This window comes from Nitrospirota bacterium (assembly GCA_016214385.1).
Taxonomy (GTDB): domain Bacteria; phylum Nitrospirota; class Thermodesulfovibrionia; order UBA6902; family JACROP01; genus JACROP01.
Window position 1 is genome coordinate 1 of sequence record JACROP010000073.1, and the last position, 12,377, is coordinate 12,377.

Consider the following 12,377-nt stretch of genomic DNA (forward strand, 5'->3'; position numbering starts at 1 on the left):
GGGGCGGAAAGGTAAGGATAAATACAAATGGCCATGGAAATCTCATCCATGGAAGGAATATCCTGCCTGAGCTTGAAGGTCTTGTTGACAGGCTATCAATAAGCCTTGACGCAGAAAACGAGGAAATATACGAAAAAATATGCATGCCTGCTTACAAAGGGGCATTTCAAGGTGTAATATCTTTCATAAAAGAGGCTAAGAAGTATATACCCGAAGTTGAGGTCACTGTGGTAACTGTGCCTGAAGTAGATATCGAGAAGTGCAAAGTAATCGCACAGGAACTCGGCGTAAAATTAAGGGTAAGGCGACTTGATGTGGTGGGCTAATATATTACTTTTTCAAGAAACAGCCCCTGCGCCGGGGCTGTTGGGCCTGATAAACGCCTGTCTCTCAGTCCTATTATTTCCTCAACCCTTAATGGTGTAAGCTTGCCCCTGCCAACCTCAACAAGGGTGCCAACAATGTTTCTCACCATATGCCTGAGAAATGAATCACCCTCTATCCTTATCTTGATTAAGGGGACATCCAGTCTGACTGTCATAAATTCCAGAGAAGAATGTTCTGATAACTCAATAGTTGTTGTTTTCCTCACGGTTGTTTTTGAACTGCATCCAGAACCCTGAAAGGATTTAAAATCATGTTCGCCTATAAGGTATGCGGCTGCTTCCCTCATGGCATTAAAATTTAAATCATACGGTATCTGCCAGGAATATCGCCTGAGAAAAACCGGACAGTATCTCTCTTGAGATATGAGATAAAAATATATCTTGCCCTTTGCATTGTATCTCGGATGAAAATTTAGAGGCATTTCATTGACATCAATTGCTCTTACATCTTCTGGGAGATTTGCGTTTAATGCCCGCTTGAGGACATCTGTGGACAGATGGCTGAGGGTCTTGAATGCTGCCACCTGCTGAAGTGCATGCACACCTGCATCAGTTCTTCCGGCTCCTGTTACCCTTGACTTCTCACCTGTAATCCTGACTACAGCGTCTTCTATTATGCTCTGTATTGTAAGCCCTTTCTTCTGAACCTGCCAGCCAGAGTAATTCAAGCCGTCATATTCGAGGATTAGTCTTACGTTTCTCAATCCTGCTTTTTGCTATCAATAAGGCGCAGAAGGGTATCAGCGTCTCTATAACCCGTAATAACCCTGCCATCCTGAAGCACAATAGTTGGCGTAGAGTTAATTCCGAGGCTTTTAGCAAGGCGGATGTTTTCATCGACCTGATTGGTCTTGCACTTTGGCGGAGGGATTTCTTTACCTGCAAAACTATCCTCAAGAAGCTTAATGGATTTTTCGCACAAAATAGTCTTTGATTTCTCATATGCCTTTGCGTGGCTCTCAAGAGGAAAGAGTTTTATATAAAATACTATATCCCGTCTCTTTTCAAGAATCTTCTTTAACTCGTTATGAAGCTTGGCACAGAAAGAACAATCCGGGTCATCAAAAATAATTACCCTCTTCTTTGCTGTCAGCCTCCCCATCACTAAAGCATCACCTAATGGTATCTTAGCGACATCTACTGGATTTAAATCCTGAATCCTTTCCCGGGTTATACTCTCCCTTGTTGCGAGCTTTATAATATCTCCTGAGACAAGGTATTTCTTGGAAAAGTCAATGTAAACAGGAAGCTTTTTGCCGTTTGCCTCCACAGTAACCTCCCACAAACCTTTTACAGGGCTCATCTCTACCTTTACAACCTTTTTCACAAATCCTGTAAGCAGTATCGATGCCTCATCCTGGGTAAGGCTGTGGCAGCCCTTGCAATCACCCGCACAACCATCTTTCTGGAAAGCAGAGGCAGGTTCAATCGTAAAAAACAAAAGAATCAATACCAGAAATATCATGGCGTAATATTAGCATGGCATATATTAAAGAAGCAAGACTACCGCCTGAGGTCACAGGTGCGGCGGTAGTTATGCCGCATCCTGTGGAGCGAAAGGTTATGCCGTCGCTAATTCTAATTTTTCTTTTGTGATATGTGGTAATCGCACAGGGGCAAAGAACTTTTCAGGATACAAATAATCTTCGCCTGATTCATCAATAACTCTTATCTGGTGATGTTTTTCTGCCGCCCTGTCAGTCAACACTTCGTATAGTTTTCTTATCTCCAGCGACGATTTATAGCCACGATTATCTACGCATATCATAAAATGTTTTCTCATAGCCGTCTCCTCATAAATATTTTTTAATTTTTACTTCTTTCTTCCCGACGCCGTGTCCCTCGTACCAGTGAACTTCGGCCTCAAGAACAGCACCATCCTCCAGTTCCACTTGACAAATGCCTTTTAACTTTCTCCAATGGGCTTTCCCATATATCTTGTTTAATCTGTTCAAATTTTCTATTCCATGTCCTGTAGCAATTGTTTCAATTTCCCGTATTTTTCCGATTATTTTGAAATACACATTTAATTTTAACCATTTTTATAATTTTTTTCATAGGCATAACGTTTACTATACCAGCCTGGTATTTTCTTAAAATATTAGCATATTTAGAGGCGGTTTTATAGGGAAAAGTTCTTAAATCAAAGAAAAGAAATTCATATTTCTGGTAAAAGAAATACAAAAAAATAGGGACAGCTGTCCCTATTTTTTTTATTTTTCATGCAAACAGCGGAGGCATTGTGTTGCGGGATTGTGATATCATCTGTATTTGATTTGGGAGAAGAAAGGCTGGGTTATTAAAAACTAAAACGCATATTTTATTGCCATAAACCCGAGGATTAGCAGTGCAAAAAATATAAAGGTAAGTAGATTAAAGTACTTATCTATAAAACCCTTTATAGAGGGCCCGAAATAAGCCCTGCTCACAAGAGATGCTGCAACAAAAATCGGGAAATTAACCCTGAAGAAACCTGCTGATATTGTGAAGACCTTATACGGTATTGGTGTAAAGCCAGCAATGCCAACAGCCCATGCTTCATAGTCCTGAAAATAATGCCTTATGGCCTCAAAGTCAGCCTCATTCACATAATTAAACAGGATTGACTTTCCTATTTCCCAGAACTGGTATCCGAGGAAAAAGCCAAAGGCGCCTCCAAGGACAGACCCTATAGTGCACACCGCTGCATATTTGAATGCCTTTTTTGGGATGGAAAGTGAAAGTGCCATGAGAAGGATGTCAGGCGGCACCGGAAAAAAAGAAGACTCAGCAAAGGCAAGAAGGAAAAGAGCAGGAGTCCCGTAAGGGGTTTCTGCCCAGTGCAAAACCCAGTCATATAGTTTTTTAAGATAGCGCACTTTCTATTATTTCTGTGTCAGCCGTCAGTGTCAGTAAAGACTATTCAAGGGCTGCTCAAGAGAGGGGCTTTATATAAAAACCTTGTGAGCATGACCATCGTCTCCTCATTGAGCTGTCCTGTAGGATTTAGCCCTTCCCTGTCTTGAAAAGACCTGAGGGCATTTATTGTCATGGCCCCGAAAATTCCATCCACATTTCCTTTATACAAACCCTCTAATCTAAGAAGTTCCTGAATCTTTCGAATACTGCTGTCAATCCCTCCATCGAGTCCCTTCCAGAAAATTATTGTCTCTCCATTGGAATTTTTGATTAGCTCTTCAAAATTATACACTACCTTGCCAGCAGCAGAGTCAAGGACAACTGCCTCCTCGCCCATAATCCTTTTAACGACAAGATACCCTCTGTCTTTATGTTTAATAATAAACGGTAGATTTATGGCCATCAGTCTCCTATCATCTGGCCTGACTATGAAAGTCCTGAACCCGAAAATAGACGCTATTTGCTGTAACCCAAGTCCCCTGTCAAAAACCCCATAAAGTGATCCTTCGTTGATGCCCCAGCAACGAAGCAGAGTCAATGCAGAGGCCACTTCACTATCTTTTACCCTGAAGATGCCATCAGAATCAAAAAATGCCGGTTGAACAATCCTGGCTGACGGAAAATCTGTGGCGGCTGTCTCAGATTTTAATTTTAAGAATCGGAGATTTGTCCAGGACTTGAAATAATTAAAACCAAAATATACAGCGCCAAGAAGAATAACTGTGGCAGTAAGCCCATAAACCCAGAACTTAAACCGCTGCCTGGGCTTTGCAACGCTTTCACGCAAATCCCCTGCAGCCCTCTTTACAGATACATGGCTAACAATGTTTTCACCTGATGTATAGGCTGCTATGAGCGCCCTGTCGCATATCAGGTTTATGAGCCTTGGTATGCCGCCACTAAATTCATATACTGCTTTAATAGCGCCCTTTGAGAAAAGGCTCTCATTTCCGCCTGCAACCTTTATCCTGTGTTTTATGTACCCCTCTGTCTCCTCAATGTCCAGAGGGCCCAGATGATACCTGAGTCCAATCCTCTGATTGAGCTGGGTAAGTCCAGGTGATTTTATAATATCCCTGAGCTCAGGCTGGCCGATAAGAACTATCTGCAAAAGCTTTTTCTTCTCTGTCTCAAGATTGGAGAGGAGCCTTATCATCTCTAAGGCCTCGGGTCTTAAATTCTGGGCCTCATCAATAAGCAAAACAGCATTCTTTCCATGAGAAAAAGAATCAAAAAGAAAGGCATTTAAACTATCAATAAGTAATTTGGGAGATTTTTCCTTGCACTCCAGGCCGAAGTCCTGATTTATAGCCTGAAGGAGTTCTGTCGTAGAAAGTACCGGGTTGAGAATGAGTGAACTATGAGTGTTCTGGTCAAGGCGATTCAGAATATATCTTGAAAGCGTGGTTTTCCCTGTACCGATTTCTCCTGTAAGGAGTATAAAACCCCTTTTCGAGGATATTCCATATAGAAGATTGCTGAGGGCCTCCTCGTGCTCTTTGCTTAAATAAAAAAAACCCGGGTCTGGTGTAATGCCAAAGGGGGATTCCCCGAAACCAAAAAACTCCTCATACATCAGGGCCTCCAGAATAGAAACTGTTTAAGATTATCAGAGGAGAGCAAGACTGTCAATCCTACCATTTCCCATTTCTCACTTTTTACTCCCACTGCCTTCCCTACCCCCATCTCCAATAATTCTGAAGATAGTCTACGACTCGTAGAGAGAATAGCCAAAATGTGACATTTCAAAATAGTAACATCATTTTACTTATAGGGGTTGACTTAAAATTAATAATCTGGTAATTTAGAAAAACTTTTATCCGAGGGTTGAACATGGCAAAGAAAAATACTAAGAAACCTTCTCCTAAGAGAGTTGCTGAGGCGAAAAAAAAGACAGCCAGGAAGCCTTCAAAATCGAAGATTCGCACCGAAAAGATAGCCTTAAAAACAAAAAAGAAAGGGGAAAAACCTTTGAAAAAAATGCCTGTAAAGGCCAAAAGCCCTGTAGTTGCTGGGACCTCTAAACGTAAAGAAACTCAAAGTTCCATGGAAAAGAAGCTTTCCCCCACGGAGAAAAAACTCCTGGAGATAAAAAAGAAACTCTTGGGTCAGAAAGAAGCCCTGCTCGCAGAGGCTGGAGAGGCGCTGAATGCCCTGCCAGGTGAAATAAACTTTCCTGATATGGGGGATCAGGCAACAGCCGAGACTGACAGAAATTTCATGTTGCGGCTGAGAGGCAGGGAAAGAACACTCCTGAAAAAGATTGATGAGGCCATTGAGAGGCTCGACAGCGGAACCTTTGGAATCTGTGAAGAATGCGGCGAGGCAATTGACATACGGAGACTCGATGCAAGGCCTGTAACAACACTCTGCATAAACTGTAAGACCCAACAGGAGGAAGAAGAAAGGATAAAAGAAGGGGTTTAAGTCTTTCCCACTTCTTTATTTTCCATTTCCCACTTCTTACTTCTCACTTCTTATTTCCCATTTATCCCTTAAAGCATCTCCGATTACATTGAAACAGAACGCTGTCAGCACTATGGCAAGACCTGAAAAAATTACCATCGCTGGAGCAGATGTGATATAGACCCTGTTTAAACTTATCATTGAGCCCCATGAAGGCATCGGGGGCTGTACCCCGAGACCGAGAAAGCTCAGGGCAGACTCGGTAAGTATATAACCACCCAATTTGACCCCAAGAACAACAAAAGACAGAGGTAAACAATTGGGCAGTATGTGTTTTATAAGGATCCGCCTGTTTGTGCAACCTATTGCCCTGGCCGCATCTATAAATGGCGACTCTTTGAGTCTTAATACATATCCCCTTATAAGTCTCGCAAATGAGGCCCAGCCAACAAGGCTGATCGCTATAATGACCGTGTATACTCCAGGTGGAAGAAGGACGGATATTCCAATTGCAAGGAGCAGGGATGGAAAGGCAAGGACCAGGTCAACCACCATCATAAAGGCCATGTCAATCTTTCCCCCGTAATAACCCGATAAGAGACCTATACAGAGTCCCACAAAAAGGGAAAGAACCCCTGCGAACAAAGAAATACCGAGTGAGAATCTTCCGCCATAGAGAACCCTGCTGAGGACATCTCTGCCTTTGTTGTCTGTCCCGAATGGGTGCTCGAGGCTTGGCGGTTTTTTAAGGTTATAGAGGTCTATTTTTAACGGGTCATATGGTGTGAGAAGGGGCGCAGAAATAGAAGAAGCGGCTATTACTAAAAGTAAGACTATTGCAATTTTACTTAGCACTATGAATCCTTACCCTCGGGTCGAGATAGTGATAAATAATATCTACAATAAGGTTTATCAGGACAAACGCCATCGTCCCAACTAAAAGACATCCCATTACAACAGGATAGTCCCTTTTTACTATCCCCTCCATGGTAAACCGCCCCATACCATCCCATCCAAAAATTGTCTCTGTAAGGACAGCCCCATTAAGATAGCTCCCGAAATCGAGCCCTATGATTGTGACGAGGGGTATGAGGGCATTTTTCATTACGTGTTTTAATAAGACCATTATATCGCTGAGACCTTTTGCCTTTGCTGTGTTTATAAAAGGCTCCTGAGCTATCTCTATCATCGTTGTCCTTGCAACCCTCGCTATTGAAGCAGCAGCCGGCAATGACAGGGTAATTGCTGGAAGGATTAAAAACTCTACATTGCCTGTCCCTGAAGGAGGCAGCCACTTTAAAGTAAAGGCAAAGATATAAATCAGGATAAGACCAAACCAGAAAACAGGGAGGCTTATTCCTCCGATAGAGATAAGAGATGCCAGCTTATCAATAAACCTTCCTCTTCTTGCAGTTGAAATAAGGCCAAGGAAAATGCCAACCGGCACAGCAATAAGCATCGCACTGACAGCAAGTTTCATTGTATTTGGAAATTTTTCAATAATATCTGTTGCTACATCCCTCTGTGTATAATACGACCTGCCGAGTTCTCCTTTTAAAAGAAGAGAAAGATATCCTCCGTACTGGGATAAGAAACTTCTGTCTCCACCAAGCTCCTTTCTAATCCTTTCCATTGCCTCAGGGCTTGCCCTCTCACCCACAAGGCTCAACACAGGGTCTCCTGGAAGGGCCTTGAGCATGGCAAAGGTTATAAAGGTAATGCCAAGGAAAAGTGGGATTAAAAGAAGAAGTCTTTTTGCTATATATGCCTTCAAAATCTTATCTCCATCCCTTTATCAATGCTGTAAATCGGATATATTGTATAGTTTTTTACCCATGGCTGCCTCACCGTATATTCAGTCCTGTGCCAGAAAAAAACCCATGGTGCGGCTTCAACTATATGTTTTTCAGCCTTGCTGTAATATTCATCCCGTTTTTTTCTATCCATACTCCTCTGACCTTTTTCTATCATGGAATCAATTAGAGGGTCAATAAACCTGCTCCTGTTTCCTCCCGGGCCGAGGTTTGATGAATGGAAAAGTGGAAACAGAAAATTCTCAGGGTCAGGATAGTCAGCCCACCAGCCAATCCAGAATGCATCAGGCTCTCCCTTATTGATTGCCTCTTTGTAAGCACTCCATTCAAGCTGCTTCAATTCAGCCTTTATGCCAACATCCATTAAATAGTCCTGTATGACTTCAAGGATATCGAGGACTTCCTGGTCTGCTGTGAGATAAATTTTAATCCTGAGACCCTCTCGTAGAGTCGAGTCTCCGACTGGATAGCCAGCATCCCTGAGTAAAGACCTTGCCTTCTCTGGATTATAAGGATACACCCCGTTAAGGCGGGGCCAATTCCTTAACATTGGAGGCACAGGCCCTGAGGCTAATATCCCCCTACCCTCATATATAGTTCTAAATATTTTGTCCCTGTCTATAGCATGGCTCACCGCCTTTCTTAAGAGCGGATTGTTAAAAGGAGGCCTTTCACAGTTAAAGCCGAGATAATATGTATTTATTCCCAGGGCGTTTGCTATTAATCCCTTCCACTTCGGGCTCTCACTGTAACGCCGGAATTCAGAGGCAGGTATGGTGATAACATCTATGTTTCCTGATTCAAACTCAGCAATAGTAGTTAACTCCTCAGGGATAATTCTATATATTATCCCTTTTATCTTTGGCTTATCCTCAAAATAATCTTCCCTCGCTGAAAGTCTGAGATGCTGATTATGCCTCCATTCTTCCAGAACAAACGGCCCTGTGCCTGAAGGATGGGTGGAAAAATCAACGCCCCATTTTTTAACTTCTTCTTTAGGGATAACATAGGCTGCAGTCATGCAGAGTAGACTTAAGAAAGGCGCGAAAGGTTCATCAATTACAATTTTAAGAGTATATTTATCCTCAACAATTATCCCGCTAATTCCATCAGCCCTTTTTTCTATGAAGTCCTTTGACCCTTTTATTTTATCTAAAACCCATGTATTCGGGGACCTTGTCTCTGGATTTAATACCCTCTCAAAGGAATACTTAAAGTCATTAGCATCGACCTCCCTGCCATTTGAAAATCTGATGCCATGTCTCAGATAAAAAGTATAGAGCCTTCCATCCTTTGATATTGTCCATCTCTCAGCAATGTCGGGTACTATATTGAGGTCTTTATCAAACCTAACGAGGCCATTAAAAATCTTGGCCCCTATGCTACCACCTGTGACATCCACAACAAGGGCAGGGTCAAGGGTGGTGGGATTTGAGCTGAGCCTCAGGTAGAGATAGCCCTCCAGACGTCTACCCTGCCATGAGCATGAAAGGAGCAAAACGAGTATCGCAGTAAGTATTACCTTCATTCAATATCTACCTTCATCCAATTCTTTTGTATAAAAAGATAACATTCAACATATATATGATTGCAATTGCGAGGGCATCCCAGCTTATCATCTTCAGTGCCTTTTTGCTTGACCTGTAGGTAAGCCCTACCATTGCAACTGCGGTCATTATTATTGCTGACATGGCAGATATCACGTGATCCCCTGATACACTGGATAGAAGAGGGCCTTTAAAATAGAGCAGATCATCGATGGCCAGGATAAAGATATTAAAGATATTGCTACCAAATAGATTTCCTATGGCCATATCAGTAGCCCCTATCTTGAGGCTGGTTAAGGATACTACAACCTCGGGCATGGATGTTGCGAGGGCAATAAAGATATTGCCAACAAAAGTTCCTCCGAGGCCTGTCTGGTTTGCAATCTCACTGCCAATAGCTGGAAGCCATGTGGCAGCGGCTATAACAAAAATGGCATTAATTGCATAACCCCTGTAAGCCTGAGCCTTTGTTATCTTTTCGTATTTCAACGCCTCAGCCATCTCTCCGATAAATTCAGCAACCTTCTTTTTCTCAAAATAGAAGACAGTCCTCATAGCCAAAAAGTAGATAAGGATTATTGCTGGCGTGTAAGGCCCTATCCAGAGAAAATTGTTCCCTGCCCTTTCAGATGCAAGAATACTCACAGCCACCAAGCCTATCATGATAATCCCGAACCCTGCAGAAAGTATATGCGCGCGGTCAGCTTTAGAAAATATAGGGCCAGGCCCATGCATAACATCCATCAGCGCAATAATAAGCATGTTAAAGACACAGCTTCCGAGGACATCTCCAGCAGCAATATCAGGCACATCAAAAATAAGGACAGAACTTATTCCGGTAAAAAGCTCTGGAAGGGATGTAACCGAAGCCATAAGCACCACGCCAATCCATACCCTTCCAAGGCCTGTCTTTTCGGCTATTACATCGCCATACTTTGAAAGCCTTGAGCCTGAATAAAGGATTACGCCAACACACAGAAGGAATTTCAGCCATGTAATGAACATGATTTAAGAATATACAGAAGCAGCAGGTCTCCGTCAATAAAAACCGCCTTACAGTTTGCCTTCCTCAAGCAGCCTGAAAGCCCTGCTTATATTGTCTTTCCTGCCTATCAGATAAACCACATCGCCTGGTTCTAAAACAAAATCCGCATCAGGATTAGTGATAAGCTTTTCATCACGTCTTACAGCAATAACAGTTGCCCCTGTCTCCGAGCGCAGACTGAGTTGAGCGAGGGATCGGCCTGATGCGTGGGTTTTATCTTTTATGAGAAATGTCTCTGTCTCAATTCCAGAGAGAACTTCATGCCTTTCTGCGAGGTGCCGCCTCGGCAGCTCAACCTTCCTCAGTACCCTGTAACTATCACTCCTTATATTCTCTATATGCCCGGATATAAGATTCCTCGGTGTCTGGTAATGGTGCAAAACCCTTGCAAATATTTCTATGGATGTCTCAAATTCTTCCGGAATAACTTCATCTGCTCCAAGTTTTATCAAATCCTCAATCTCTGATGTATATCTGGTTCTGACAATTATGTGAATCGTGGGGTTCTCTTTTCTTGCAATCTGCACTATTCTCCTTGTTGATGCGGGGTCTGATATGGCAATCACAAGCACCTTTGCTGCTGTTATACCGAGTTTGTGGAGTATCTCCGGGCTTGAACCATCCCCGTAGTATATTGGCTCACCCTTCTTTTTCATTGTCCGGACAGTATTATTGTTCAATTCAAGGACAACATACGGAATGTCCGCATCTCTTAAAACCCTCGCAAGATTTCTGCCGTTCAGGCCAAAACCAATGATAATTACGTGCTCTGTTTTTTTTCTCGGATAGCCTTCCATTTCTGCCTTTTTCTTCATCCTGTCCAATCTGTGAAGAAGTCTCCTGGAGCTCAGCCAGCCTGAAAACGCAGGTGAGATGCTGATAATAAATGGCGTCAATACCATTGTCATAACTGATGCTGAAAGAAATATCTGGTATATATTGTCGGCTATAAGCCCTGCTGTCCTCCCTGCAGTGGCAAGGACAAAAGAGAATTCACCTATCTGGGCAAGGTGTAGCCCTGTCTGCATAGCAACCCGCGGGGAATATCCAAGAAATGATACAGAAATAAAAGTAATAAAGGCCTTTAGAAACAGGATTATGATTACCGCAGAGATGGCTGTTATCAGATTTGTCCCGAGAAAACTAAGGTTCATAAGCATACCAACAGATATAAAAAACAGGCCATTAAAGCTCTCCTTAAAAGGCACAATATCAGATATAGCCTGATACGCATATTCTGACTCTGATATTATAAGCCCGGCAAGGAATGCGCCGAGGGCAAGGGAGAGGCCGAGCCTTGAAGTAAGAAGGGCAGTGCCAAGACACAAAAGGATAATTGCTATCACAAACAGTTCTCTGCTCCTGGTATGGGCTATCTGGTGAAGGATTTGGGGGACAAGCCACCTCGCCCCTAAAATGACCACCACTATAATGGCAGCCGCCTTGGCCATTGTAAGGGCCACCCCTACCAACCCGCCGCTGTTTCCAGCCAGTATTGGTACAAAGAGCATAAAAGGCACAACACAGAGGTCCTGGAAAATCAAGACACCTACGGCTATTCGGCCGTGTGGGGAATCCATTTCAGCCCTGTCAAAAAGCATTTTCATTACAATTGCAGTGCTACTCATTGCAACTAAAAATCCAGCGAAGAGGGCAGCATTGAATTTCCCTAAAAGCGGATAGGATATTGCAGTTGCAGCTAAAATGGTCAGCAAGACCTGGGAAAGCCCTCCGCCGAGAACAGCGGAACGGAGCATCATAATATTTTTAAAGGACAGCTCAAGGCCGATCGTGAATAAAAGGAGTATAACTCCAATCTCTGCAAGGAGCTCAACATTATGTATATCTTTTATAATCCCGAAACCATGGGGGCCCATAAAAACCCCTGCAATGAGAAACCCAACAATGGAGGGGATCTTTAGCCTGTTCAGGAGAAAAACTACAGAGGCAGAGACGCCGAAGATGATAACTAATAGTTTTAAAAACGTATATTCCTGCATTAGTTAATTATATACTAAGAGACGAGAAGTAGGAAATGAGAACCCAAAAACAGAGATAGAAATTCCTTAAAATTCCCTCTCCCTCGCCCGCCCCGCTTCGCGGAGCGAGGCCGGGGATGGGAGAGCAACTGTGTTGTCAAGTGGTAAATAAATAAATTTTTGGGTTCCATAATAATTTATGTTTAAACATTGCATTCAAAATAACCAACAACTTACGCATACAGGCGGTAAGCGCTACCTTTGGAGCTTTTCCAGCTTGCCTAAGACGCTCGTAAAACGCC

General features: G+C 42.9%; 14 protein-coding genes. 2 read left to right on the top strand and 12 right to left on the bottom strand.

The genetic code is table 11. The features are described 5' to 3' along the window. A partial coding sequence (locus HZC12_04395) for a radical SAM protein (protein ID MBI5025967.1) occupies positions 1 to 326 on the top strand: 326 nt, incomplete at its 5' end. Here the strand turns inward: HZC12_04395 and truA are convergent. From truA to HZC12_04425, 6 genes are all read right to left on the bottom strand, one after another. After that, positions 323 to 1,090, bottom strand: coding sequence for a tRNA pseudouridine(38-40) synthase TruA (truA, locus tag HZC12_04400; GenBank protein MBI5025968.1), 768 nt, complete (start codon positions 1,088 to 1,090; stop codon positions 323 to 325). The genes HZC12_04395 and truA overlap by 4 nt on opposite strands. Further along, positions 1,087 to 1,851 carry a DsbC family protein gene (locus HZC12_04405; protein MBI5025969.1) on the bottom strand — a complete coding sequence of 255 codons (765 nt, stop codon included), beginning with the start codon at positions 1,849 to 1,851 and terminating at the stop codon, positions 1,087 to 1,089. Before HZC12_04405 ends, truA begins: the two co-directional genes overlap by 4 nt. A gap of 96 nt (positions 1,852 to 1,947) precedes the next feature. Then, entirely contained in the window at positions 1,948 to 2,169 is a 222-nt protein-coding gene (locus HZC12_04410; GenBank protein ID MBI5025970.1) for a hypothetical protein, read from the bottom strand. Between the two features lie 10 nt (positions 2,170 to 2,179). Then, a complete protein-coding gene (locus tag HZC12_04415) occupies positions 2,180 to 2,410 on the bottom strand; it encodes a hypothetical protein (protein ID MBI5025971.1) in 231 nt (76 codons plus the stop codon). A 282-nt stretch (positions 2,411 to 2,692) separates the two neighbouring features. After that, positions 2,693 to 3,244 carry a DedA family protein gene (locus tag HZC12_04420; protein MBI5025972.1) on the bottom strand — a complete coding sequence of 184 codons (552 nt, stop codon included), beginning with the start codon at positions 3,242 to 3,244 and terminating at the stop codon, positions 2,693 to 2,695. Positions 3,245 to 3,288: 44 nt separating this feature from the next. Further along, entirely contained in the window at positions 3,289 to 4,860 is a 1,572-nt protein-coding gene (locus HZC12_04425) for an AAA family ATPase (GenBank protein MBI5025973.1), read from the bottom strand. Positions 4,861 to 5,330: 470 nt separating this feature from the next. Between HZC12_04425 and dksA the strand changes: the two genes are divergently transcribed. Beyond that, a complete protein-coding gene (gene dksA / locus HZC12_04430) occupies positions 5,331 to 5,711 on the top strand; it encodes an RNA polymerase-binding protein DksA (GenBank protein ID MBI5025974.1) in 381 nt (126 codons plus the stop codon). A 36-nt stretch (positions 5,712 to 5,747) separates the two neighbouring features. Here the strand turns inward: dksA and HZC12_04435 are convergent, their stop codons facing one another. The 6 genes from HZC12_04435 to HZC12_04460 all read right to left on the bottom strand — a co-directional run. Next, entirely contained in the window at positions 5,748 to 6,545 is a 798-nt protein-coding gene (locus HZC12_04435; GenBank protein ID MBI5025975.1) for an ABC transporter permease, read from the bottom strand. After that, positions 6,535 to 7,464, bottom strand: a complete 930-nt coding sequence (locus tag HZC12_04440; protein ID MBI5025976.1) for an ABC transporter permease — start codon at positions 7,462 to 7,464, stop codon at positions 6,535 to 6,537. Before HZC12_04440 ends, HZC12_04435 begins: the two co-directional genes overlap by 11 nt. Beyond that, positions 7,461 to 9,032, bottom strand: a complete 1,572-nt coding sequence (locus HZC12_04445; protein MBI5025977.1) for an ABC transporter substrate-binding protein — start codon at positions 9,030 to 9,032, stop codon at positions 7,461 to 7,463. The genes HZC12_04440 and HZC12_04445 overlap by 4 nt, the downstream gene beginning before the upstream one ends. A gap of 13 nt (positions 9,033 to 9,045) precedes the next feature. Then, a complete protein-coding gene (locus HZC12_04450; protein ID MBI5025978.1) occupies positions 9,046 to 10,056 on the bottom strand; it encodes a sodium:calcium antiporter in 1,011 nt (336 codons plus the stop codon). Between the two features lie 48 nt (positions 10,057 to 10,104). Further along, positions 10,105 to 12,096 carry a cation:proton antiporter gene (locus HZC12_04455; GenBank protein MBI5025979.1) on the bottom strand — a complete coding sequence of 664 codons (1,992 nt, stop codon included), beginning with the start codon at positions 12,094 to 12,096 and terminating at the stop codon, positions 10,105 to 10,107. 136 nt (positions 12,097 to 12,232) lie between these two features. Then, positions 12,233 to 12,377 (bottom strand): IS110 family transposase (locus HZC12_04460; protein MBI5025980.1); only part of this gene is annotated, 145 nt, incomplete at its 5' end.

Excerpts from the sequence above, each read along its gene's own strand:
- HZC12_04405 (MBI5025969.1), bottom strand. The coding sequence starts at position 1,851 with ATGATATTTCTGGTATTGATTCTTTTGTTTTTTACGATTGAACCTGCC.
- HZC12_04410 (MBI5025970.1), bottom strand. The coding sequence starts at position 2,169 with ATGAGAAAACATTTTATGATATGCGTAGATAATCGTGGCTATAAATCG.
- HZC12_04425 (MBI5025973.1), bottom strand. The coding sequence starts at position 4,860 with ATGTATGAGGAGTTTTTTGGTTTCGGGGAATCCCCCTTTGGCATTACA.
- dksA (MBI5025974.1), top strand. The coding sequence starts at position 5,331 with ATGGAAAAGAAGCTTTCCCCCACGGAGAAAAAACTCCTGGAGATAAAA.
- HZC12_04445 (MBI5025977.1), bottom strand. The coding sequence starts at position 9,032 with ATGAAGGTAATACTTACTGCGATACTCGTTTTGCTCCTTTCATGCTCA.
- HZC12_04450 (MBI5025978.1), bottom strand. The coding sequence starts at position 10,056 with ATGTTCATTACATGGCTGAAATTCCTTCTGTGTGTTGGCGTAATCCTT.
- HZC12_04455 (MBI5025979.1), bottom strand. The coding sequence starts at position 12,096 with ATGCAGGAATATACGTTTTTAAAACTATTAGTTATCATCTTCGGCGTC.